General features: G+C 30.5%; 24 protein-coding genes and 1 tRNA gene. 9 read left to right on the top strand and 16 right to left on the bottom strand.

Going from position 1 to position 25,784, the window contains the following annotated elements; genetic code table 11:
* Window positions 1–26: 26 nt before the first annotated feature.
* Together EGM88_RS11480 and EGM88_RS11475 are read right to left on the bottom strand one after the other, a co-directional pair.
* Entirely contained in the window at window positions 27–1,394 is a 1,368-nt protein-coding gene (locus tag EGM88_RS11480) for a RagB/SusD family nutrient uptake outer membrane protein (protein ID WP_123898434.1), read from the bottom strand.
* Window positions 1,395–1,405: 11 nt separating this feature from the next.
* Window positions 1,406–4,504: a SusC/RagA family TonB-linked outer membrane protein gene (locus tag EGM88_RS11475; RefSeq protein WP_123898433.1), complete on the bottom strand. Its 3,099-nt coding sequence runs from the start codon at window positions 4,502–4,504 to the stop codon at window positions 1,406–1,408.
* A 480-nt stretch (window positions 4,505–4,984) separates the two neighbouring features.
* On the opposite strand from EGM88_RS11475, the gene pyrH reads away from it, so the two are divergent.
* From pyrH to EGM88_RS11435, 8 genes are all read left to right on the top strand, one after another.
* Window positions 4,985–5,698 carry a UMP kinase gene (pyrH, locus tag EGM88_RS11470; protein ID WP_123898432.1) on the top strand — a complete coding sequence of 238 codons (714 nt, stop codon included), beginning with the start codon at window positions 4,985–4,987 and terminating at the stop codon, window positions 5,696–5,698.
* Window positions 5,699–5,710: 12 nt separating this feature from the next.
* A complete protein-coding gene (gene frr, locus EGM88_RS11465; RefSeq protein WP_123898431.1) occupies window positions 5,711–6,265 on the top strand; it encodes a ribosome recycling factor in 555 nt (184 codons plus the stop codon).
* 175 nt (window positions 6,266–6,440) lie between these two features.
* Complete coding sequence (locus EGM88_RS11460; protein ID WP_123898430.1) at window positions 6,441–8,837, top strand: efflux RND transporter permease subunit; 2,397 nt, start codon at window positions 6,441–6,443, stop codon at window positions 8,835–8,837.
* A gap of 6 nt (window positions 8,838–8,843) precedes the next feature.
* On the top strand, window positions 8,844–9,719 hold the full coding sequence (rfbA, locus tag EGM88_RS11455; RefSeq protein ID WP_123898429.1) for a glucose-1-phosphate thymidylyltransferase RfbA: 876 nt from the start codon (window positions 8,844–8,846) through the stop codon (window positions 9,717–9,719).
* Between the two features lie 69 nt (window positions 9,720–9,788).
* Entirely contained in the window at window positions 9,789–11,219 is a 1,431-nt protein-coding gene (asnS, locus tag EGM88_RS11450) for an asparagine--tRNA ligase (RefSeq protein WP_123898428.1), read from the top strand.
* Window positions 11,220–11,250: 31 nt separating this feature from the next.
* Window positions 11,251–12,762, top strand: coding sequence for a WG repeat-containing protein (locus EGM88_RS11445; RefSeq protein WP_123898427.1), 1,512 nt, complete (start codon window positions 11,251–11,253; stop codon window positions 12,760–12,762).
* A 3-nt stretch (window positions 12,763–12,765) separates the two neighbouring features.
* Window positions 12,766–14,220 carry an RNA polymerase factor sigma-54 gene (gene rpoN / locus EGM88_RS11440; protein WP_123898426.1) on the top strand — a complete coding sequence of 485 codons (1,455 nt, stop codon included), beginning with the start codon at window positions 12,766–12,768 and terminating at the stop codon, window positions 14,218–14,220.
* A 9-nt stretch (window positions 14,221–14,229) separates the two neighbouring features.
* Window positions 14,230–14,835, top strand: coding sequence for a hypothetical protein (locus tag EGM88_RS11435; RefSeq protein WP_123898425.1), 606 nt, complete (start codon window positions 14,230–14,232; stop codon window positions 14,833–14,835).
* Here EGM88_RS11435 and EGM88_RS11430 read toward each other — a convergent pair.
* From EGM88_RS11430 to EGM88_RS11400, 7 genes are all read right to left on the bottom strand, one after another.
* Entirely contained in the window at window positions 14,832–15,491 is a 660-nt protein-coding gene (locus EGM88_RS11430; RefSeq protein ID WP_162497572.1) for a porin family protein, read from the bottom strand. The genes EGM88_RS11435 and EGM88_RS11430 overlap by 4 nt on opposite strands.
* Before the next feature lie 99 nt (window positions 15,492–15,590).
* Window positions 15,591–16,058 (bottom strand): ExbD/TolR family protein, encoded by a 468-nt coding sequence (locus EGM88_RS11425; RefSeq protein ID WP_123898423.1) that lies wholly within the window; start codon window positions 16,056–16,058, stop codon window positions 15,591–15,593.
* 16 nt (window positions 16,059–16,074) lie between these two features.
* Window positions 16,075–16,665: an ExbD/TolR family protein gene (locus EGM88_RS11420; protein WP_123898422.1), complete on the bottom strand. Its 591-nt coding sequence runs from the start codon at window positions 16,663–16,665 to the stop codon at window positions 16,075–16,077.
* A 7-nt stretch (window positions 16,666–16,672) separates the two neighbouring features.
* Window positions 16,673–17,158 carry a hypothetical protein gene (locus tag EGM88_RS11415; RefSeq protein WP_123898421.1) on the bottom strand — a complete coding sequence of 162 codons (486 nt, stop codon included), beginning with the start codon at window positions 17,156–17,158 and terminating at the stop codon, window positions 16,673–16,675.
* 6 nt (window positions 17,159–17,164) lie between these two features.
* The gene (locus EGM88_RS11410; RefSeq protein WP_123898420.1) at window positions 17,165–17,914 is read right to left on the bottom strand and encodes a MotA/TolQ/ExbB proton channel family protein; all 750 of its coding nucleotides are present in this window, start codon (window positions 17,912–17,914) and stop codon (window positions 17,165–17,167) included.
* A gap of 75 nt (window positions 17,915–17,989) precedes the next feature.
* Window positions 17,990–18,076 (bottom strand) — tRNA-Ser (locus EGM88_RS11405).
* 73 nt (window positions 18,077–18,149) lie between these two features.
* A complete protein-coding gene (locus tag EGM88_RS11400) occupies window positions 18,150–19,181 on the bottom strand; it encodes an asparaginase (RefSeq protein WP_123898419.1) in 1,032 nt (343 codons plus the stop codon).
* Window positions 19,182–19,411: 230 nt separating this feature from the next.
* On the opposite strand from EGM88_RS11400, the gene EGM88_RS11395 reads away from it, so the two are divergent.
* A complete protein-coding gene (locus EGM88_RS11395) occupies window positions 19,412–20,116 on the top strand; it encodes a zinc metallopeptidase (RefSeq protein WP_123898418.1) in 705 nt (234 codons plus the stop codon).
* 89 nt (window positions 20,117–20,205) lie between these two features.
* Here the strand turns inward: EGM88_RS11395 and EGM88_RS11390 are convergent, their stop codons facing one another.
* The 7 genes from EGM88_RS11390 to pdxA all read right to left on the bottom strand — a co-directional run bounded on the left by EGM88_RS11390 (window position 20,206) and on the right by pdxA (window position 25,780).
* Window positions 20,206–20,670 carry an Lrp/AsnC ligand binding domain-containing protein gene (locus tag EGM88_RS11390; protein ID WP_203229457.1) on the bottom strand — a complete coding sequence of 155 codons (465 nt, stop codon included), beginning with the start codon at window positions 20,668–20,670 and terminating at the stop codon, window positions 20,206–20,208.
* Between the two features lie 87 nt (window positions 20,671–20,757).
* On the bottom strand, window positions 20,758–22,101 hold the full coding sequence (gene accC, locus EGM88_RS11385) for an acetyl-CoA carboxylase biotin carboxylase subunit (protein WP_123898417.1): 1,344 nt from the start codon (window positions 22,099–22,101) through the stop codon (window positions 20,758–20,760).
* 102 nt (window positions 22,102–22,203) lie between these two features.
* Window positions 22,204–22,677, bottom strand: coding sequence for an acetyl-CoA carboxylase biotin carboxyl carrier protein (gene accB / locus EGM88_RS11380; RefSeq protein ID WP_123898416.1), 474 nt, complete (start codon window positions 22,675–22,677; stop codon window positions 22,204–22,206).
* A 19-nt stretch (window positions 22,678–22,696) separates the two neighbouring features.
* Window positions 22,697–23,698, bottom strand: coding sequence for a beta-ketoacyl-ACP synthase III (locus EGM88_RS11375; protein ID WP_123898415.1), 1,002 nt, complete (start codon window positions 23,696–23,698; stop codon window positions 22,697–22,699).
* A gap of 262 nt (window positions 23,699–23,960) precedes the next feature.
* On the bottom strand, window positions 23,961–24,155 hold the full coding sequence (rpmF, locus tag EGM88_RS11370; RefSeq protein ID WP_123898414.1) for a 50S ribosomal protein L32: 195 nt from the start codon (window positions 24,153–24,155) through the stop codon (window positions 23,961–23,963).
* A gap of 7 nt (window positions 24,156–24,162) precedes the next feature.
* Window positions 24,163–24,693: a YceD family protein gene (locus EGM88_RS11365; protein WP_123898413.1), complete on the bottom strand. Its 531-nt coding sequence runs from the start codon at window positions 24,691–24,693 to the stop codon at window positions 24,163–24,165.
* 49 nt (window positions 24,694–24,742) lie between these two features.
* Window positions 24,743–25,780: a 4-hydroxythreonine-4-phosphate dehydrogenase PdxA gene (pdxA, locus tag EGM88_RS11360; RefSeq protein ID WP_123898412.1), complete on the bottom strand. Its 1,038-nt coding sequence runs from the start codon at window positions 25,778–25,780 to the stop codon at window positions 24,743–24,745.
* Window positions 25,781–25,784: the final 4 nt, after the last annotated feature.

Here is a 25,784-nt window from a genome sequence, read left to right as displayed (position 1 = left end):
TTTGGATTTAAAAATTTAGAATAATTCTAATTATAGAATGGATTTTGTACTAACTTAGGGTTTTTGTTAAGAGCATCTTCATGAAGTGGCCATACCAAATTTGCTTCATCACTTAATCCGTTTATTGGATTCATAACTTCTATAGCTTTCCCTGTTCGTACTAAATCAAACCAACGATGTCCTTCAAAAGATAGTTCAATTAATCTTTCATGTAATATTGCAGATTCCACATCTCCATACATATCAATTGCTTCTGTTTCACTTAATGCTTCAATACCTGCTCTAGTTCTAATTAAGTTAAGTAGCCTAATTGCTTCGTCTACCTCATTAAGTTTATTGTGAGCTTCTGCTTTTAAGAGAATAATATCTGCTAAACGCAAAAGCACAATATTATTAGATGATGGTTCTGGACTTTCATCATTAAAACCTTCTCCAAAGAATTTCCATATTTTTTTAGGATTTTCTTTTGTTGTATCATATATTAAGTTTTTCCTTAAATCATTATCTTCAAATGCATCTCTAAATGATTCACTAGGAAAATAATCACTATCAGAGCCTACCGCATAAAGTGTTCTTAGTCCATTCGTTTGTGTTTCATCATAACCAATTTCAAAAATGCTCTCATTAGAATAACCTGAAGTAAAGATTTTAGACCAATCATCTATTGATACTAATGAATATAAATTATTATCTAAAACCTCTTCTGCACTAGCTATTGCATTTTCGTAATCTTTTTGCCACATATAAACATGTGTTAATAGTGCATTTGCTGCTCCTTGAGTAAATAATATTCTTGTATCTTCTCCAGAAAAAGTTTCTCTACAATTTTCTGAAGCAAAAATTAAATCTGCTATTACTTGATTTAACACCTCATCTTTATTTGTTTTCTCAATAAAAAATTCCTGCTCAACACTTTCATAAGGTTCTGTAATTAATGGAACATCTCCCCATACTCGTACAGCATAAAAATAAGATAATGCTCTTAAAGCTCTGGCTTGAGCTATTAATTGTAAGCTAAATTCACTTTCAGTCTCAAACACTTCTGGAATATATTTTATAGCATAATTAGCTCGGCTAATAGTTTCATAAATATTATTCCATCTTGCAGATGTTATTGTTTTACTTAATGTGTTCTGTTGTAAAGCCAATGGGTCTCCTGAATGATTGGTATTAACTGCATCAGCTCTCCCTTCTCCCCAATACGAAAAGTTAACTCTAAAGGTAGACTGAACAGCATCATAAATACCATAAACCCCGGCTTGAGCATCGGCTGATGTCTGGTAGAAACCTTGAGCAGAAAAACTACTAACAGGGTCATTTTCTAAAATATCATCTGAACAAGACAGTGCAAATAATACAACTAATCCGGTAATAATTTTCTTAAAATTTTTCATGTTTTTAATTTTTAAAATCCAATATTCAAACCTAACATTACTGTACGACTTTGAGGGTATGACCCTTCGTCTATACCTTCTCTTAATCCGCTATAGGAATTAACATCAGGATCAAATCCGGTGTAATGCGTCCAAGTAATCAAGTTAAGAGCGGAAGCATAAACCTCTAATTTTCTAAGGCCTAATTTTGTAACAACACTATTAGGTATGTTATAGCTAAGATTAATATTTTTAAGTTTTATATAAGAACCATCCTCAACCCAACGACTTTGAATTCTACTATCTGACTGCAAAGGATCGTCTCTAACTGGCTTTGGAAAATCAGTCACATCTCCCTGCTCTCTCCATCTATCTAAAGCATCAGTTGACAGGTTATTATATCTAACAACTGAATTTCTTTGGTGATTAATTTCACTATAGATATCATTACCATATGAGAATTGGAAGAAAACACTTAAACTAAGTCCTTTGTAAGAAAAATTATTTGTTATTCCACCAAAGAAATCTGGTGTAGCATCTCCTATTACTTGCCTATCATCTTCATTGATAATATGATCTCCATTTATATCATCCCAAATAGGATCACCTCCTTTATAAACTTGTCCAAGAGCTCCATTAGTTACTCCATTAACATTGTCTTCATCTCTAGAATATACACCATTAAATTTCCAGCCGTAAAATGTACCAATTGGCAAACCTTCTTTTAAAATATGATAGTTACCATTTTGGATAAAACCATTAGTTAATAAATCGTCTGGCAAGTCAGTTATTTTATTTTTATTTGAACTAATATTAAAGCTTGTATTCCATTTGAAATCACCAACAAGATTTCTAGAATTTAAAGAAAACTCAATTCCTTTATTTTCAATACTACCAATATTTTGTGTTACATACGCAAAACCTGTTGTTCTTGGTATAGGTACATTATAAAGTAAATCTTCAGTTCTTTTTAAATAAACATCTGCGTTAAATGTTATTCTATTATTTAAGAGAGCAATATCTAAACCAGCATTATATTGAGTTGTTGTCTCCCATGACAACCCTGAGTTCGGCATAACTGAAGGTGCTGCACCCGAATTATCTAAATAATTAGCACCTACAACAAATTCACCTTGAGAAGTGTAATTACCTATTGCCTCATTACCAGTTTGACCAATACTAAATCTTAATTTTGCATCATTTACAATACTTAAATTTTCAAATAAGGGTTCTTCAGAAAAACGCCATCCTACAGATGCTGATGGGAAATAACCAAAACGCTTGTCCTTACCAAATCTTGAAGATCCGTCTGCTCTTAAATTAGCTTCGAACAGATATTTTTCTTTAAAATTATAAGAGATTCTTCCGAAATAAGATAACATTGAGTGCTCTGTAACAATATTTACCTCTTGGTTAGAGATTGTACCCGCCCCATTTAAGGTTGTTATATTATCACTAGCAAAAAACATACCGTCTAAACCAGTTCTTTCATATTTCCATTTTTGAAAACTCATACCTGCAAGTGCAGACAAATTATGGTTTTTATTTAATGATGTATTATAACTTAAAAAAGTTTCATTACCCCAAGTTAAATTGTTAATAGCACGCACTGAACCGCTATTATAACCCTCTCTATAATCGAGTGTGGAAGGAATAAATTCATCTTCTTTCATAGAAATATAATCCAAATTAAGATTACTTCTTAATTTTAATCCATCTAGTATTTCGTACTCAAAGTATTGACTTCCAATAATTCGATTATTCTGGTTTGTTCGTGTAGCCAACTCAGCAAGACCAACAGGGTTTCTCCTACCAAATTGATATCCATTATAAGAACCATCAGGCAAATACATTGCAAAAATTGGAGGACGAACTAGCAGCTCACGAATTATGCTTAAATTATTGGTACCTCCTGCATTTATTCTATTATTTAAACCATGAGTATAAGAAATACTTTGCCCGAAAGTTAATTTATCAGATGCTTTATAATCAACATTTAATCTAGATGTTACCCTTTTATAATTTGAGTTCAAAATAATACCATCCTGATTTAGAAACGAAGAACTCCAAGCATATTTAATATCTTCCGAACCACCTCTTACAGCCAAGTTTACTTTATATTGAGGTGCTGTTCTAAGCAATTCTTTTTGCCAATTAACATCTCCGTTATTTTTAGGATTTAATGAATCTAAAACAATACCATTTGGTGTAGTTGGATTGTCCATATTCATATAAGAATCAATAATAACTTGCCTATATTGAGAAGCATTTAACACACTAAGTGTTCTAGTAATTTCACTAACACCAGTATTAACATTTACATCTATTTGTGCTTTACCTGCAGCCCCTCTTTTAGTAGTTATCATAATTACTCCATTGGCAGCACGCGAACCATATATTGCTGTTGACGCCGCATCTTTAAGAATTTCTACAGATTCAATATCACCAGGATTTATATCTGCTAACGGGTTCAATCCAAAATTTTCAGTGCCGTTTAAAGAAGAAAGCATACTTGATTCTACAGGTACACCATCTATTACATAAAGAGGAGAGTTACCAGAATTTAAAGATGAATTACCTCTCACTTTTATAGACATCCCTCCACCAGGAGCTCCTGAATTAGAGATTACCTGAACACCAGCTGCCCTACCTTGCAAAACAGAAATAGGATCTTGCAAACTTGATTTATCAATATCTTCACTTTTTACAGAAACAACAGACCCTGTAATGTTAATTTTCTTTTTAACCCCATAAGCAACCACAACTACCTCATCCAATTCATCAGTTAAAGATTCAAGCCTAACATCTATACTGTTTTCAGTTTCAACTATAATCTCTTTCTGTTTATAGCCAATATAAGAAAACACTAAAACATCACCAGGAGAAACATTCTCAAAACTATAAGTTCCGTCCATTTCAGAAGTAACACCTCTAACAGAACCTTTAAGAACTATACTAACCCCGAATAAAGGTTCTCCAGTAGCTCCATCAGTAACTTTTCCAGAAACATCTTTACTTTGTGAAAAAGCTGTGGTAACCGAAAAAAGAAATATTAAGGAGAAAAAAAATGACACATTTACAGTTGTCTTTTTTCTAAAAATCGCGAAGGAATTTTCAATTTGTTTTTTCATAAATTAAAATTTACAGGAGTATCTATTTCTTACAAAGATAAATATATTTTTTATTTATGCAAACGTTTGCGTTAAAAATCAAATTTTACCAATCTATAATTCATTGAATTTATGAGTGTTTAAATCTAATAGTGATTGCTAAATTTTATCAACACAAAAAGAAACACTTATTTCATGCAAACGATTGAATGCCTGTTTAAAAAAAGAGTAACTGACTAAAGAGTCAAAATAAACAAAACACATTAATGAATTTATTATAATATTCTGGTCACAATTAACAATAAAGATTTAATTTTATCATATATCACCAAAGTAGACCTTAAAACAACAGAACATAATTGACTTAACAATAATAATTACACCTAAGAACTCACTATATTATATTAACAAAAGTAACTTTTTGAAAACTCTATTTTATTCTTGAAATTTGTATATTTGTCACCCGCGAAGAGAGAAATCTCATTAACTGAAAAGCACAATATGCAATACAAAAGAATTCTATTAAAATTAAGTGGAGAAGCCTTAATGGGTGATAAACAATTTGGAATTGACTCTGCAAGGTTAACTCAATATGCCCAGGACATAAAAGCCGCTGTGGACCAAGGTATCGAAGTAGCAATAGTAATTGGTGGTGGAAATATATTTAGGGGCTTATCCGCTGCAGGAAATGGAATGGATAGAGTTCAGGGAGATTACATGGGCATGCTAGCAACGGTAATTAATGGGTTAGCCTTACAAAGTGCACTGGAAGATATTGATATTCAAACACGTTTATTAACAGCAATAAAAATGGAACAAATTGCTGAACCCTACATAAAACGAAGAGCTGTAAGACACTTAGAAAAAGGAAGAGTTGTTATTTTTGGAGCAGGGACTGGCAACCCATACTTTACAACTGATACCGCTGCTGTTTTAAGGGCTATTGAAATTGATTCTGATGTAATTCTAAAAGGCACTCGTGTTGATGGTGTATACACTTCAGATCCTGAAAAAAACACCAATGCAGTTAAGTTTGAAAATATTACATTTAAAGATGTTATGAACAAAGGCCTAAAAGTAATGGACATGACAGCTTTTACCTTAAGTGAAGAAAATGAATTGCCAATTATTATATTTGATATGAATAAAGAAGGCAATTTAATGAAATTACTTTCTGGAGAAAATATTGGAACAAAAGTTGATATAGAAATTTAGAATTGTTTAGTTATGAACGAAGAATTACAATTTATCATTGATACTGCCAAAGAGCAAATGGAGAATGCAGTAGAACATCTGAATAAAGAATTAGCAAACATAAGAGCAGGTAAAGCTTCTCCCGTTATGCTTAGAAGTGTTATGGTTGATTACTACGGTTCTCAAACGCCTTTAAACCAAGTAGCCAATATTAATACCCCAGATGCCCGTACACTGAGTGTGCAACCATGGGAAAAAGGAATGTTGCAAGAAATTGAAAAAGGCATAATGCTTGCAAATTTAGGGTTCAACCCGATGAATAATGGTGAAAATATTATTATCAATGTTCCAGTATTAACAGAAGAACGTCGTAAAAGCTTAGCAAAACAAGCTAAAGCCGAAACTGAAAATGACAAAATTAGTATCAGAAATGCTCGAAGAGATGCCAATCATGAAATAAAAAAATTAGACATTTCTGAAGATTTAGAAAAAACTGCAATTGCAGATATTCAAGAATTAACGGATAAGTATATTAAAATTGTTGATAACCTTTATGAGGTGAAAGAAAAAGAGATTATGACAATTTAACTTACTGTCGTAAAAAATAAAAAAGCACTTCCTTTATACGAAGTGCTTTTTTTTTTACAAATTAGCTGTTTTTGAAAACTTTAAGATTTAAAACCGAACAATTTCTGAGAGTTTTCTTCAATGCCGTTAATAAATTATTACCTTTGCTCGCATTATAAATTTACATACTTTTTTAATGACATTTTGGGCCTATATTTCTCGTTTTATTATTAAAGGAAGAATTCCAATATTAATAGTTCTCGCTGTTATTACATATTTGCTGGCAACGCAAATGAAAAATATTCGTTTTTCTCATACCGAAGCCAATTTACTCCCAAAAAATCACGAAGTTAATTTAGAGTATAATAAATTTTTAAAAATCTTTGGAGAAGAAGGCAATTTAATAATCTTAGCTACTAAGGATTCTACAATTTTTACTGCAGAAAAGTTTAATAATTGGAATGCTCTTTCAAAACAGTTAGATACCTTACCTCAAATTGATTTTACAGTATCAATAGGCGATGTTAAAAAATTATATAAAGACACAGAAAATCAACGTTTTGACGTTAAACCTATTTACAACAATAAACCAACTAGTGATAAAGAAGTAAAAGAAATAAAAAAAGACCTTTTCGAAAATTTACCTTTTTTTGATAATTTTCTGTTTAATAAAAATACTGGAACTATTAGAACAGTTATCTATGTAAAAAAAGATATCGTAAATACAGCAGAGCGTGAAAAATTTATTTTAAAAGTTTTAAATCCTGCAATAGAAAAGTTTGAACAAGATAACAATATTGATGTAAAGGTATCAGGTATGCCATACATCAGAACAATGAATTCAAAGAGCATAACTGATGAAATTGGTATTTTTGTTATTCTGGCTCTTGCAGTAACTTCAATTCTTTTCTTTTTCTTTTTTAGATCACACAGAGCTACTCTAATTACTATGCTTGTAGTTAGCATTGGCGTAGTTTGGGCTTTTGGTTTTATAGGATTATTTGGTTATGAAATTACTGTACTAACAGCACTAATTCCTCCTCTTATTATTGTAATAGGTGTTCCTAATTGTATATTCCTAATTAATAAATATCAGCAAGAAATTCGAGAACACGGCAATCAAGCAAAGTCTTTACAACGTGTAATTTCCAAAATTGGTAATGCTACATTAATGACTAATGTTACAACAGCTTCTGGTTTTGCCACTTTTATATTTACTAAAAGTAAATTACTAAATGAATTTGGTATTATCGCTTCAGTAAATATACTTGCCATTTTTATTCTGTCTTTATTAATAATTCCTATTATATATAGTTTTTTACCCAAACCAAAATATAAACACTTAAAACATCTGGAAAAACGCTGGGTAGACAAAATCGTAAGTTGGATGGAACGTACTGTTCGTCATAAACGCATCACCGTTTTTATTACTACAGTTGTAATAATTATTTTTAGTATTATAGGTGTTTATATGATTCGTGTATCAGGCAGTTTAATTGAAGATATGCCCAAAGGAAAACCTTTCTATAAAGACATCGTATTTTTTGAAAAAGAATTTGGCGGTATTATGCCTTTGGAAATCATTATTGATACCAAACGAAAAAAAGGAGTAATGAAACTTTCTACACTAAAACGAATGGATGAACTTGTAGAGATTATAGATGAAATCCCAGAACTTTCTCCTACGGTTTCTATACTAAATGTAGTTAAGTATTCTAAACAAGCTTATTATAATGGTAATCCTAAATACTATCAGTTACCAACGTCACAAGAACAAAATTTTATATTATCATACGCAAAAAACTCTAATTCCAATGCTGATTTATTAAATAATTTTGTTGATTCTACCGGACAATATGCTAGAATAACTACCTTTATGAAAGATATTGGCACGGATAAAATGGAACGAATTGAAGAACGCTTACAAGCTAGAATTGATAAAGTTTTACCTGCAGAAAAATATACGGTAACCATAACAGGAAAAGCATTAGTATTTTTAAAAGGTACTAATTACCTAATTAGAAATTTAGTCGTATCATTATCTTTGGCAATTCTTATTATTTCTATTTTTATGGCTTGGATGTTTAAATCATTTAAAATGATTGTAATATCATTACTTCCAAACATTTTACCACTGTTAGTTACCGCTGGTCTTATGGGATATTTAGGTGTACCTATAAAACCTTCAACCATTTTAGTTTTTAGTATCGCTTTCGGAATTTCTGTCGATGATACTATACATTTTTTAGCAAAATACAGACAAGAATTACAAGCCAATAACTGGAAAATAAAAAAATCCGTTTTTAACGCTTTACGAGAAACCGGAATTAGTATGTTCTACACTTCCATTGTTTTATTTTTTGGATTTTTAGTATTTATCGTATCCAGCTTTGGAGGTACCATTGCTCTTGGTGGACTGGTTTCTGTAACATTATTATTTGCTATGGTATCTAATTTATTATTACTTCCTTCGTTATTATTAGCATTAGAAAATCGCATTGCAAATAAAAAAGAGTTTAAAAAGCCACCTATTCAAATTTTAACCGATGAAGAAGGTGACGACATCACTCAAAATTTAAAAGAAAAAAATTAAATTATCATGAAGGGAATTATTTTAGCAGGAGGAAGCGGTACTAGGTTACATCCACTAACATTAGCAGTAAGCAAACAGTTAATGCCTATTTACGACAAGCCCATGATATATTATCCATTATCTACGCTTATGTTAGCAGGCATCAAAGATATTTTAATTATTTCTACACCTCATGACTTACCGTTATTTGAAAGATTATTAGGAGATGGTAAACAATTAGGTTGTAATTTTCAATACAAAGTTCAAGAAGTTCCAAATGGTTTGGCTCAAGCATTTGTTATCGGCAAAGAATTTATAGGAAATGATAGCGTGGCCTTAGTTTTAGGTGATAACATTTTTTATGGAACAGGATTTCATAAAGCGTTAATGGATGCTACAAAAAATGAAGGAGGAACCATTTTTGCCTACCATGTTAATGATCCAAAACGCTATGGTGTTGTAGAATTTGACAGTAATAATAAAGCTCTTTCTATAGAAGAAAAACCAGAGCATCCAAAATCTAATTTTGCCGTTCCTGGAATTTATTTTTATGACAACAGTGTTGTAGATATTGCTCAAAAATTAAAACCCTCGGCACGAGGAGAATACGAAATAACTGACGTAAATAAGGTTTATTTAAAACAAAATAATTTAAATGTAAGTATCCTTAACAGAGGAACTGCATGGTTAGATACAGGCACCTTTCAATCCTTAATGCAAGCCCAACAATTTGTACAAGTTATTGAGGAGAGACAAGGCTTAAAAATAGGTTGCATTGAAGAAGTTGCCTATAAAAAAAGATTTATTTCTGCCAACCAGCTCAAGAAAATAGCTGAACCTCTTTTAAAAAGTGGTTATGGAGAATATTTAATGAATATTCTTACTCATAAGCAACACGATTAAATTAATTTTTACTTCATTCTAATTTCTAAAATCTATCGTTATCTTTGCATCTCATTAATTTTTAAGAAAATGCAAAAGAGTATTGCTGAGTTATTACAAGAAGAAACATTTTTACAAGAAGTAACAGTTAAAGGTTGGGTTCGCACATTCAGAGCAAATAGATTTATTGCGTTAAATGACGGCTCTACAATAAATAACATTCAATGCGTAGTAGATTTTGAAAATACGGATGAAAACATCCTAAAACGTATTACTACTGGTGCTGCAATTAGCATCTCTGGTATATTAAAAGAAAGTCTAGGTAAAGGACAACGTATTGAAATTGAAGTAAAAAATATTGAAATTTTAGGAGATTCTAATCCTGAAGAATATCCTATTCAACCAAAAAAACATAGTTTCGAGTTTTTACGTGAAAATGCTCACCTAAGAGTAAGAACTAATACATTTAGTGCTGTAATGCGTGTACGTTCTGCACTATCTTTTGCTGTTCATAAATACTTCACTGAAAACGGATTCTATAATTTCCATGCTCCAATAATTACCGGATCTGACGCCGAAGGTGCAGGAGAAATGTTTAGGGTAACCACTATGAATCCTGAAAAAATACAAAAGGACGAAAATGGAAATGTAGATTATACTAGAGATTTTTTTGGAAAAGAAACTAATTTAACCGTATCTGGTCAATTAGAAGCAGAAACCTATGCAATGGCATTAGGTAAAGTATATACTTTTGGTCCTACTTTTAGAGCAGAAAATTCAAATACTACTCGTCATTTAGCTGAATTTTGGATGATTGAACCAGAAATGGCATTCTATGATTTAGATGCTAATATGGATTTAGCTGAAGATTTTATAAAAAACGTTATTAAATATGTTTTAGAAAACTGTAAAGACGATTTAGAATTTTTAGACCAACGTTATACAAAAGAAGAACAATCTAAACCGCAACAACAACGTAGTGAAATGACACTACTTGAAAAGTTGAATTTTGTTGTTGACAACAATTTTAAACGTGTTACTTATACAGAAGCAATTGATATTTTAAGAAATTGTAAACCTAACAAAAAGAAAAAATTTCAATTTATTATTAATGAATGGGGAGCAGACTTACAAAGTGAACATGAAAGATATCTGGTTGAAAAACATTTTAAATGTCCAGTTATACTTTTTGATTACCCTGCAAACATAAAAGCATTTTATATGCGTTTAAATGATGATGGTAAAACTGTTAGGGCCATGGATGTACTATTTCCTGGTATTGGAGAAATTGTAGGTGGTTCACAGCGTGAAGAACGTTTAGATGTGCTTAAAGAAAAAATTAAAACTCTAGGTATTGACGAAAAGGAATTGTGGTGGTATTTAGATTTACGTAAATTTGGAACAGCTGTCCATTCAGGTTTCGGACTTGGTTTTGAACGTTTGGTACAATTTACAACGGGTATGGGTAATATAAGAGATGTTATTCCGTTTCCTAGAACACCACAGAATGCCGAATTTTAAATTTAAATCGAGTTTTACTTAAATTAAATATATGAAAAAAACAATCTTTGTCATTACACTATTCAGTTCCATTATTGGTTTCTCACAAGAAGAAGTAATTGAAGTAATAGAAGTGGAAGAAACCGTTATAGAAAGTACTGATGTTGAAAACGTAAATCAGTACTATCAAAAAAATACAGCTGATATTGTGACTGGCGAAATAGATAATAGTCTTTTAATTTTTAAAGGTAAAAACTCGTCAAAATATGGTCTGAAAGATAAAGCTGGTAACGTTTTAGTAAAACCAATTTTCTATTCAATTAATTCTTACGGCTCTACAAGAGATAGAATAAAAGCTTCCCTAGGCTACAACGAACAAGGTGTTATAGATTCTAAAGGAAATATATTAATCCCTTTTGAATACTCTAATTTATATTACAATAGTAATTACAATATTTACACAGCTAGCAAAAATGGTAAATATTATCTTTTTGATTATTATGGCAATAAGCTATTGAAAGAATCTTATGATGAAATTACTATTGAAGACATTTATTTTAAAGTTAAAGAGAATGGTTTTTATGGTATTCTTAGTAGTGATGGCGAAGTGCTTTTACCCATAAAATACGACCAAATAAATTATTACCAACAATACAATTGGTTTTTAGTAAGTAAAAATGGAGTAGATAATATAATCTATAGTGATGGTAAAAAGGTTTTTGGAAATAAATATACTTCAACCTCTAAATTAGATTACTACTTTAAATATATTTTAGTCGAAAAAAATGGAAAATTCGGTATTATTGATAAAAATGGTAATAGCATTACCCCTATTACGTTTGATGCTATAGATAAAAATTATAATGGCAATTTTTTTATTATAAAGCAAAATGGGAAATGGGGTTTATACAACATTATATTTAAGAAATATTTAATTAAACCTGCCTACGATGCCATAAAATTGCTATCAAACAATTATTATTTACTAACATCAGGTACAAAAAAAACATTTATTGATATTCTTTATAATAAACAATTTGACTTTACACCTTATGATGAAGTAAACAGTTACATTACTAAAAACGTAACAGTAGTTAAAATAAACGATTTAAGAGGAGCTGTAAACACCGAATCTGGAAAATTAATGATTCCCGCAAAGTATAAATATTTAGACTTAAACTCAAATTATATAAAAGGAAATTTACCAGATAGTAGATTTTCTGATATATATAATTATAAAGGCGATCTTATTTATAGTAACGTTAGTTTTATTCAGAATTTGAATTACAATTATAATTATAATAAAATAACTTCAAATGGTATGATGGGCTTAATGTATAAAGGTACAAAGTTTATACCTACAGAATATGATCAAATTAAAGATTACAATAAATCTATATTTGTTCTTGCAAAAAAAGACAACAAAACTGCTTTAATTAGTTTAATTGATGGTAGTTTTTTAATACCTTTAAGTCCAAATACTATAAACATAGATAATAATATAATTACTTATAAAAATAAAAAATACAATATTAGATTAAACAAACTAGTTGAAATAAAATAATCAATGTTAAAACAGAGTCTTCAATATAAATTATTACAAAAATTATCTCCACAGCAAATTCAGCTGATGAAGATGATTCAATTGCCTACGCAAGCTTTTGAACAAAAAGTAAAACAAGAAATTGAAGAAAACCCTGCATTAAATAGTGGTAAAGATGAAGGCGATGAATATGATAGCGATCTACAAAATGATGATTACGACGATACAGGAACTGAAACCATTGAAACAGATATAAACATTGACGAGTATTTGAGTGATGATGAAATGCCCAGTTATAAATTACGAAGTAATAACTACAGTAGTGATGATGATGAGAAAAGCATTCCTTATGCCGCTGGAACTTCATTCAACCAATTTTTAACCAACCAACTTAATACCTTTAGACTTAATGATCAAGAATATCAAATTGCAGAATTCTTGGTGGGTAGTATTGATGAAAGTGGTTATATTAGAAGAGACATAGATGATATTGTAGATGATTTAGCTTTTTCTGAAAATATATTTACAGAAGCCTCAGAAGTTAAAAGAATGTTAGGTTATGTTCAAAGGTTAGACCCTGCTGGAGTTGGAGCTCAAAGCTTAGAAGAATGCTTATTAATTCAACTAAAACGTAAATCTGTAACAAAAGAAAGAGCTCTTGCTATAAAAATACTAGAAAATGCCTTTGAGCATTTTGTAAAAAAACATTACAAAAAATTAATTCAAAAATTTGATATTACCGAGAGCGAACTGAAAGGAGCTATAGATGAAATAGAAAAATTAAACCCAAAACCAGGAGGCTCTTATGCTAATAATAATAAAATAGTAGAGCAAATAGTTCCAGATTTTTCTATACGCATTATTGAAGGAGAACTTGATTTAACATTAAATTCAAGAAACGCCCCTGAATTGCATATTTCTAACGAATATAACAATATGTTAAAAGGGTATGCTGCATCTAAAAACAAATCTAAGTCACAAAAGGATGCAGTTCAATTTATTAAACAGAAACTAGATGCAGCCAAATGGTTTATTGATGCTATTAAACAGCGACAACAAACACTTTTACTCACTATGAATGCCATTATGCATATGCAAAAGGAATATTTTTTAACTGGAGATGAACGTAAACTCAAACCCATGATTTTAAAAGATATTGCTGATAGAATTCATATGGATGTATCAACAGTTTCTAGAGTTGCCAATAGTAAATATGTAGACACTCCTTACGGCACAAAATTAATTAAAGATTTTTTCTCGGAATCTATGATGACTGACCAAGGAGAAGAAGTATCAACACGAGAAATTAAAAAAATATTAGATACAGTTATAAAAGAAGAAAACAAGAAAAAACCTTTAACTGACGAAAAACTGGCTAAAATTTTAAAAGATAAAGGCTACATAATTGCTCGTAGAACAGTTGCAAAATACCGAGAGCAATTGAACATTCCTGTGGCTAGATTACGAAAGGAAATTTAAAATAAACAAATGCAGCTTGCTAAACTTATTTCTTTCGTTTTTCATCCAATAATTGTCCCTATTGCTAGTGTATTATTATATTTTATAATCATTCCTAATCATATACCTAAAGAAATAGCTTATCGCATTTTATTATTAGTTTTTGTTTCTACGTATATCCTACCAATATTTTTACTGTTTATTTTACGAAAGATAAAGTTGATTGATAACTTTTATATGGATAGTATAAAAGAACGTAAGTTTCCAGTTATTTTTTATACTGTTCTTTGTTACTTAATAGGAAATTTACTTCTAAAATTTAACATTGTAGATATATTAGGATATTCATTTATGGCTTCTAGTCTATCCTTAGCTTTAGTATATATATTGTTTATTTTTAATTTTAAAACAAGTTTACATTCCTTAGCTATTGCTGGTCAGATTGGATTTATAATAATAATTTCTTTTCAGTATAAAATTAACCTTTTACCATTAATTATGGCTCTTTTTATATTATTAGGCGTTATAAGTACTGCCAGATTACAATTAAAAGCTCACACTCTTCAAGAAATAATTATTGGTTTTTTTATTGGAATAGTATCTCAGGTAGCCGTATATTTTACTTTTATGCTCTAAAGTATATAAAAAATTAATCCTACTCTAAAATCTTTAATATTTAAAGGTTTCGAATTCAAATAAGATGAATTAGAAAACAAATCTGATAATCCATAATAAGCATTCAAATTAAATGTACCATATCCCATTGAAAGTGTTAAACCATACTGTAACTTATTAAGTTTATCAATTCCATTTATTTTAATAGTATTATCATCTCCCTTAAATTTAGCATTGGTAGCAAATGCATAACTTATTTTACCTCCAAAATAAATTCTATAGAATTTATACCTATCCACAGTAGAAGTACGCCATCTAAGTTCTATAGGCACTTCAATAGCATGCATCGAAAATTTATTACTTTTAAAATCATTTGCTACACCAAATTGTATAACATCGTTAATCTTAGTAATTTTCAAATTTTGATAATAGGTATGCCGTCCATAACCTAGACCAACACCAAATGCAATATTTCTACGATTATTTAGTGGAATATCTTTAATAAACCCCAAAGTTAAACTATTAGAAAATCCATTACTAGAAATGCTATCTGGCATTTTATCCATTAAAATATATGATAATCCTACATAGATTTGATCCTCTAAATAGTTATTATCCTTAATAGAATCATAACTTAGAGAATTTGACGTTTGTGCTGAAGTAATACCACAGGACATAAAGAAAAACAAAACAAACCGGATCATATATACAAATATATAAAAACAAAAGGCAACCCTTCCAGATTGCCTTTTTTATAATTTTATAAAATAAAATATTTATTTAATATTATCCATTGCACTTCCTTTTACAGTAGAGTAATTAACTTTTAATGCATTAACATCTCTTAACTCTAATTTAATATCTGTAATAGTACCTACACTAGACTCACTATCTGCTTTAATTGAAGTTGTTAACAAGGGAATTTCAGCTTCAGAACGCTGTGCTCTTTCAGCATAAATAAAACTTCTAATTTCATCTATACTAGAAATTCTATCATTAAGTTGAATTTTATCTCCTGGTGTACCATCTTTAGCCTTACCAACATAAATATAGCTAACCAAACTCTTTTTTTCTAATTTTTTAACCTGATCAGCAGATGGTAGTTTAGGGGTTAAAATTTTCAATTCAGTTTCACGCATTACCGTAGTTACCATAAAAAAGAATAACAACATAAATACAATATCCGGCAAAGCCGCAGTATTTACAGCAGGCATTCCTTTTTTCTTTTTTCCAAATTTTGCCATATCTTAATTATATTTATTAGGTTCTAGGTTCTGCCTCAGAAATAATTTGAGGATAGATATTTTTTGTAATTTCTTGTTGCTGTGATGAAGATAATTGGTCGAAAAGACGTCCATATTTCTTTTCAGCATATCTATTCCTAAGTTCTGTATATGCAGCTACCAATTCATTTTGAACTGCTATATACATTTTATAAGATGTTCCTCTATCACTCTGTAACGAAATAACCGCTTTTTTAGGATGATCAGAAGATTCAGGGTCTTTATCCCCTTCACACCAAGTACAAGGTGTTAAACCTTCTTTTTGCAAATCTGCAGCAGTACCACCACCATTATCTATAAATTTAATAGCAGCCTCTTTAAGCTCATCTATTTGCATATAAGTATCACCTTCAACCAAAATTTCATCATTTCGGTTAACGTTTACTTCAAATACATTTTTTTCTTTTAAGACAGGCGGTTTTATATTAGGGTCTTGCTTTTCTGGTAACTTACGTGAAATACCCATATCGGTATCCATAGTTGTTGTTACTAAAAAGAAAATTAATAACAAGAATGCAATATCCGCCATAGATCCTGCATTAATTTCAGGTGTGTCTCTTCTTGCCATAGTTTTATTATTTACCTAGTGATTTCACAAACCCCCATGCTATAGTAATTAAACCAATCAATCCTAAAATACCAGTAAAATTGATTAAACCTGTTACCTTTTTTGTAAGAGCATGAGCTGCATCTCCTGTCAATATTTTATCTGACATATCTTTTATTACAATGGCATTACCTTGTGCATCAGTAGCTAACTCATCAGATGCTGTAAAATATGCAATTAAAAATAAACCGATAAATATTCCAAAAGTGATTAATGTCTTTTTTAATGATTCTGGATGCCTTAACATATTCCAAATTGAAAATCCAATGGCAAGTATTGCCGTTGCAATTAATAAATATGTAGCAAAACCGATTAGTGGATCCACTATATTACCTTGTAAGGCTGCATCAGTCTCAATAGCATCATCTCCAGCCATTATAATTCTGACCAAGAAAAAAACACCAACCAATCCTAAAACAGCAGTTACAATAGTTACTATTTTTGATTTATTCATGGTTTATTATTTTTTATGTCTAATTAATAAATCTACTAAAGAAATAGAAGCATCTTCCATACTATTTACAATGCTATCTACTTTAGAGATAATGTAGTTGTAAAATATTTGAAGAATAATTGCAACAATTAAACCAAATACTGTTGTTAATAAAGCTACTTTAATACCACCAGCCACAACACCAGGAGAAATATCATTTGCTGCTTCAATAGCATCAAACGCTCCAATCATACCAATTACAGTACCCATGAAACCAAGCATTGGAGCTAAGGCAATAAATAATGATATCCATGAAATGTTTTTCTCTAACAAGCCCATCTGCACGCCACCGTAACTTACAACAGCTTTTTCTGCTTGTTCTACACCTTCGTCCATTCTATCAAGACCTTGATAAAAAATTGAAGCAACAGGCCCTTTTGTATTTCTACAAACTTCCTTTGCAGCTTCCACACCACCCGAAGATAATGCCTCTTCTATATTGCCAACCAATTTATTAGTATTGGTACTAGCCATGTTGAGGTAAATGATTCTTTCAATAGCAATTGCTAAACCTAATATTAAGGTAATTAACACAATTCCCATAAAGAAAGGTCCACCTTCTATGAAGCGTTGTTTTAAGATTTGGTGAAATGTTTTACTCTCTGTTGCAGTTTCTGCTGCTTGCTCAGTTTGAACAGTAGTTATTGCATAACTGTTTTGAACTGTACCTAGAAATAATAATCCTGTGATTGCAAGGATGGTAAGTAATTTTCTCATTGTTTGATTCTTAATTATTAATTTAGTTAACGGGGTTAAAGATATAAATTTTTTTATTATATACAATATTATTTGCGGAGAGAAAGGGATTCGAACCCTTGTTACAATTTCTTGTAAACACGCTTTCCAGGCGTGCACCTTCAGCCACTCGGTCACCTCTCCTCAAAATTAAGTATTTTTTTTAGAGAACGTCAAATAAAAACATTTTTTTTAGTAGAAAAAATTTTCTAACTACTTATTCACTCAATTCTCCTCTTAAAGATTTTTCAAAAATCAATTTAAAATTTTCAGAAGCTATATTTTCACCTAACATATACATCATCTTAGCCACGGCAGATTCTACAGTAATATCCTTCCCACTTATTATATTTAACGCTTGTAATTTTATACTTGTATCATATTGTCCCAAAAGTACACCTCCACCCACACATTGCGAAACATCAACTATATAAATACCTTTGTCAATTGCTTTTTTTAATAATAATAAAAACCATGTGCTAGTAGGTGCGTTACCAGAACCATAAGTTTCTAAAATAACACCTCTAAGACCTGGAATGTTTAATATAGCTTTTACAACTTCCTTAGTAATGCCAGGAAACAGCTTCAAAATTACAATATTATTATTTAATTTTTTTCTGAAAAAAGTTTTTTTATTCTTATCAGGTCTAAAAAGAAGATGGTGTTCAAACTTTAAATGAACACCACTTTCTGCTATTGGAGGATAGTTTGATGATGTAAAAGCCTCAAATTGTTCTGCATTTATTTTTGAAGTTCTATTGGCTCTATATAATTTGTATTCGAAATACAAACCTACTTCTGTGATAACAGGTCTATCATTTTGTCTTGAAGATGCAATTTGTATAGCTGTAATCAAATTCTCTTTTGCATCAGTTCGTAAATCTCCAATAGGCAATTGAGAGCCTGTAAAAATTATAGGTTTTGTAAGGTTCTCTACCATAAAACTTATTGCTGAAGATGTATATGACATCGTATCTGAACCTGTCAACACCACAAACCCATCTTTATTATTATAATACTTTTCAATTATTTCAAGTATTTGGATATAATAGGAAGTATTCATATTTGAAGAATCAATAGGCTCTTCAAATGAAATCGTTTCTACATTGCAATGCAACTGTTTTAACTCCGGTATTTTATCAAAAAGATACTCAAAATCAAAAGCTTTAAGTGCACCTGAATCATAATCTTTTACCATTCCAATAGTACCTCCAGTATAAATAAGTAGAATATCAGGTATCTTTGTCATTTTGTCATAAGTATTTGTTGATGCATAGTTTTATCTTTGGTAAGTAAGGAAAATTAAATGTTTTAACTTAAATTTTAACATCATAAAATTATTTGGAATAGTTTATGCTATTAATTTACCAAGATTATTTATTTTTAACCAAATTTAGTTTCTTATTTTGAACTGAATTATATTTCGTTAAAAATAAAAATTATAAACAAAAATAAAATAAATTTAAAAGTATAATAACTATGATAGGATTCTATGTATTAATAGGAGTAATTTCTTTAGTAAGCTGGCTAATTAGTAATAAACTCAAAAGTAAATTTAAGTATTACTCTAAAGTACAATTAAGAAATGGAATGAGTGGTGCAGAGATTGCGACCAAAATGTTAGCAGATCATGGCATAACCAATGTTCAAGTTATTTCCACACCAGGAATGCTCACTGACCATTATAACCCTCTAAAAAAAACAGTGAATTTAAGTGAAGGTGTTTACAACCAACGCAATGCCGCTGCAGCAGCTGTTGCTGCTCATGAAGTTGGACATGCCGTGCAACATGCTCAAGCTTATCAATGGCTTACAATGCGTTCTAAACTAGTTCCTATTGTTAGCATTACTTCAAAATTTTCACAATATATGGTTATTGGAGGTATAATTTTAGGTGCTGCAACTAGTGGAAGTACTGGAGGACTTGGCTTTTATATTGCCTTAGCTGGCTTAGTGTTTATGGCTTTAGGTACCCTCTTTAGTTTTATAACTTTACCTGTTGAATATGATGCTAGCAATCGTGCATTAGCCTGGTTAAAAAATAAAAATATAGTTAGCCCAGAAGAATATAAAGGTTCAGAAGATGCTTTAAAGTGGGCAGCTAGAACATATTTAGTTGCAGCACTAGGTTCTTTAGCTATGCTTTTATATTGGGGTATTAGAATTTTAGGTAGTAGAGATTAAATTAAAGTATAAAAAAGGTGAATTTAATTATAAATTCACCTTTTTTATACTTTAATAAATAATGATAACGGTTTATAAAAATTAAAAACCTAGATTTTTAATTGCCTATCTATTTGTTGATCTAATGAAATAAAAGTTTCAGTTCTTGAAACTCCTTTAATACCTTGAATTTGTTTATTCAATACTTGCATTAAATGCTCATTATCTTTACATAAAATTTTTACAAAGATAGCGTAGTTACCCGTGGTGTAATGACTTTCTATTACCTCATCAATTTCTTTTAATCGTTTTAATGCTTCTTTATAGGTACTTGCAGCATCTAAAAAAATTCCAACAAAAGCTAATGTTTTAAATCCAAGAACTTTAGGATTTACAACAAATTTAGAACCAACTATTAATCCAGATTTTTCTAATTTTCTTAATCTCTGATGAATTGCAGCTCCAGAAATTCCAACTTCTCTAGCTATGCTTAAAATAGGAGCTCTAGCATCTTCCATTAAATTTTTAAGAATAATCTTATCTATTCCATCAATATGCAAGTCCTTTTCCTTCATTTGATTATAATTTTAAACAAAAATAGGTAAAATCAGTAATGAAATAAAAAAATCCCGATTATAATTGGGATTTTTATTCTTTTTAAACTATTCTTGATTCATTTTAAAGTCTTCCATAAACTTGGTAGTATAATTTCCTGCCAAATAATCTGGATGATCCATTAATTGCCTATGGAAAGGTATTGTAGTTTTAATTCCTTCAATAACAAATTCATCCAATGCTCTTTTCATTTTATTAATAGCCTCTTCTCTGGTCTGAGCTGTAGTTATTAACTTAGCAATCATAGAATCGTAATGAGGAGGTATTACATAATCAGCATAAACATGTGTATCTAATCTTACACCATGTCCGCCTGGCGAATGCAAGGTAGTTATTCTACCTGGTGAAGGTCTAAAATCATTATATGGATCTTCTGCATTTATTCTACATTCAATAGAATGCAATTTTGGTGTATAATTTTTACCTGAAATTGGCACTCCAGCAGCTACTAAAATTTGTTCTTGAATTAAATCAAAATCTATTACTTGTTCAGTAATTGGATGCTCTACTTGAATTCGAGTATTCATTTCCATAAAATAGAAATTTTTATGTTTATCAACTAAAAACTCTATTGTACCAGCACCTTCATATTTAATAAATTCGGCAGCTTTTACAGCAGCTTCTCCCATTTTTTTACGTAATGGTTTAGTCATAAAAGGAGATGGAGTTTCTTCTGTAAGTTTTTGATGTCGACGTTGTATTGAACAATCTCTTTCAGATAAATGACAAGCTTTTCCATATGAATCACCAACAATTTGTATTTCAATATGTCTAGGCTCTTCAATCAATTTTTCCATATACATGCCATCATTACCAAAAGATGCAGCAGCTTCTTGTCTTGCAGAATCCCAAGCTTTCTTCAAATCTTCCTCTTTCCAAACAGCTCGCATTCCTTTTCCTCCACCACCAGCAGTTGCTTTTAGCATTACAGGATAACCTGTTTCTAAAGCTATTTTTTTACATTCTTCAAAATCTTTGATAACACCATCGCTACCGGGAACACATGGTACACCTGCCGCTTTCATAGTTGCTTTAGCAGAAGCTTTATCTCCCATTCTATCAATCATCTCTGGAGAAGCACCGATGAACTTTATATCATGCTCTGCACACATTTTAGAAAACTTAGAGTTTTCTGATAAAAATCCATATCCAGGATGTATGGCATCAGCATTAGTAATTTCAGCTGCAGCCATAATATTTGACATCTTCAAATAAGATTCACTACTAGGAGGAGGTCCAATACATACAGCTTCATCAGCAAATCTTACATGTAAACTCTCAGCATCTGCAGTGGAATACACAGCTACCGTTTTTATGCCCATTTCCTTACAGGTCCGTATAATTCGAAGAGCTATTTCTCCTCTATTTGCAATAAGCACTTTTTTAAACATAACTTTTCTTTTTAAAAAATTCTCCCAATGTTACTTGGGTTTTTACACGCCAAATTCAAATCAATTGAAATTTGGAATTTTAAAGATTGGAATTTTTAATTGTTATGATGGATCAACTAAAAATAAAGGTTGATCAAATTCTACAGGAGAAGCATCTTCAACTAAAACCTTTACTATTTTACCAGAAATTTCAGATTCAATTTCATTAAAAAGCTTCATGGCTTCAATAATACAAACAGTATCACCAGGATTAATTGTACTTCCAACCTCAACAAAAATTGGTTTGTCAGGAGAAGGTCTTCTGTAAAAAGTACCTATAATGGGTGATTTTATTGTAACATATTTAGATTCTTCTTTAGCAGAATCAGCTGTACTATCTGCAGTTGTTATAGCTGGTTGCACTGGAGCTGGAGCCATATGAACTGGTGCGGTTGGTGCCTGCTGAACAATTGTAGTTTCAGTTTTTTCAGCACCTGTTTTAATGGTTATTTTAACATCCTCCATTTCTAATTTAACTTCGTTTGCACCAGATTTAGCAACGAACTTAATTAAGTTTTGTATCTCTTTTAAATCCATTAGTTTAGATTTTATTAGGTTAATTATCTGAATTGTATGCCCATTTAAAATAGATGGCTCCCCATGTGAAACCTCCACCAAATGCTGCAAAAATTATATTATCTCCTTTATGGAGTTGGTTTTCATATTCAGCTAGCAAAAGAGGTAAAGTAGCAGAAGTTGTATTTCCATATTTATGGATATTTACCATTACTTTTTCCATATCTAACCCAATTCTATTGGCTGTTGCCTCTATAATTCGATTATTTGCTTGGTGTGGTGCTAGCCAAGATATATCATCTTTGGTTAAATTATTTCTTTCTAAAATTTTTTCACTTACATCAGCCATATTGGAAACTGCAAATTTAAAAACAGTTCTACCATCTTGTTTAACATAGTGTAATCCTTGTTTTACGGTATCTTCAGTTGCTGGCATTAACGAACCTCCAGCAGCAACTTTTAAATATTCTCTTCCGTTACCATCACTTCTTAAATATTCATCTTGTAAACCAAAACCATCAGTATTAGGTTCAAACAATACTGCTCCTGCCCCATCACCAAAAATTATACAAGTTACTCTGTCTGTATAATCAATCATTGAAGAGTTCATATCTGCCCCAATCAACAATACTTTTTTATATCTACCTGATTCTATATATCTAGCAGCTGTTGACATGCCAAAAAGAAAACTAGAACAAGCAGATTCTAAATCAAATGAAAAAGCTTCTGTGGCTCCAATTTGTGAAGCTACAAAAGCTGATGTTGATGCTGCTTGCATATCTGGCGTAGCTGTTCCTACAATTACTAAATCAATATCTTTAGGGTCTAAATTAGATTTTGATAATAAATCTTCAGCAGCTTTGATAGCCAAGAAAGAAGTTCCTTTACCAGGTTCTTTTAAAATTCTTCGTTCTTTAATTCCTGTCCGTGTAGTAATCCATTCGTCATTAGTCTCCACCATACTTTCTAACATCTGATTTGTTAGTACATGGTCAGGAACATATTTTCCAACAGCTGTTATGGCAGCAGTAATTTTAGTCATATGTTTTTTTTAGTAGGTATTGATAAATTAATTAAACTTTTCCATTTAAAGTTGATATTCAACTCATAAAGACATTAGTTAGTCACAAAATGACCATGCTTTAAAATGTAAAAAGATAGAATCAATTCAATAAAATAGATTTCAAATGTAATGAATTTTATTTCGTTTTTTCAATAAAAAGATGTAGTTTTCCCTTAAATTAACGACAAAACGCAAAAAAACCCTCAAAAAAGAGGGTTTTTTTGCAGTAATAAGTTTTGGGTTATGCAATAGCTTCTTCACTATCAATAACTACTTGACCACGGTAATATAATTTACCTTCATGCCAATGAGCTCTATGATATAAATGTGCTTCACCTGTAGTAGGATCTTTTGCTATTTGAGGAGTTGTTGCTTTATAATGAGTTCTTCTCTTATCTCTTCTTTGTTTAGAAATTTTTCTTTTAGGATGTGCCATTTTATACTTATTTATCTGTTAACAGTCCTTTTAATTTATCCCATCTAGGATCAGAACTTTTATTATTTTTAATTTCTTCTTTAGGTTTTAATTCTTCTAATTTATCTAATATTTCAGACTTTAACGTACCATCCTTTACTCCAGGATGAACTTTTTTTATTGGTATTGCTAATACAATCATTTCATAAATGTACTGAGAAAGATCCACTTCATATGCTTCATGAGGTAGAATTAAAATATCTGTATCCTCATTATTAAACTCTTCACCGAATTTAATTACTAAATCTAACTTAGCATCTATGGGCTGCTGAAAAGGTTCGTTTGTTAAATCACAAATAACCTCAACCGAACCTGTCACCTTAAAACTAGCCTCTATTAATGTACTTTTTTTATTAAAATCTAATTGTACTAATAGATTGGCATCGCAAACATCCTCATATTGATAAAACTCAAAGAACTCTCTTTTTATTTCATACTCAAACTGATGATTTTTTTCTTTTAATCCCCTAAAAGGAATTACAAACATTTTCTTTTTCATAGCGTCCATCAAAATTGAGCGTGCAAATGTAATAAAAATTTTATAAAAATTATTTTCTTATGCGTAATTTATTTTCAGTTAGCTCTTTATATTCCTTTCTATTCTTAAAAACATCAATTGCTGTGTATAATGCTTCCTTAAATGAGTTGTGATTTGCCTTTCCTTTCCCTGCTATTTCATAAGCGGTACCATGATCTGGAGAAGTTCTAATTTTATTCAGCCCAGCAGTAAAATTTACACCATTTCCAAAAGACAACGCTTTAAATGGTGCCAAACCCTGATCGTGATACATCGCTAAAATACCATCAAAATTTTTATAGGCTTCTGACCCAAAAAAACTATCGGCTGAATATGGTCCATAAACCAACTTACCTTCTGATTGAATTTTTTCTAAAGTAGGTCTGATTAGTTGATCTTCCTCATCTCCTATTACACCGTTATCACCACAATGTGGATTTAAACCTAAAACTGCAATTTTTGGCTTACTAATTTTAAAATCTTGAATTAATGAGTTATACATTAAGTTGACCTTTTTTTCAATAAGTTCAGCATCTATTGTTTCTACAATTTTATGAACAGGTATATGACCTGTTATCAAACCAATTTTAAGTTCATCAGTCATTAAAATCATTAAACTTTCTCCTTCTAAGTTAGCTTCTAAATATTCTGTATGCCCACTAAAATTAAATTTTTTAGACTGGATATTGTGCTTATTAATAGGTGCAGTTACTAAAACATCAATTTCATCATCTTTTAAAGCTTTTACTGCTGCCTGCAATGATAAAAAAGCATATTTACCACCTTCTTTAGTTTCTTTTCCAAAGTCAACCTCTACTTGTTCTTTCCACACATTAAGTAGATTTATTTTATTATTAACACATTTAGAAACTGAATCTACTCCATAGGTTTGCGTGTGAATATTAAGTTGTTTTTTATGAACAGAAAGTATCTTATTTGAAGCAAAAATTATAGGAGTACATAACTCTAACATTCTAGAATCTTCAAATGTTTTTAAAATAATTTCTATTCCAACACCATTAATATCACCTACTGAAATTCCAACCCTTATGGTTTCATTTTTTTTCATACAA

This window comes from Aureibaculum marinum (assembly GCF_003813905.1).
Lineage (GTDB): Bacteria > Bacteroidota > Bacteroidia > Flavobacteriales > Flavobacteriaceae > Aureibaculum > Aureibaculum marinum.
This window is presented reverse-complemented; position numbering and strand designations above follow the sequence as displayed.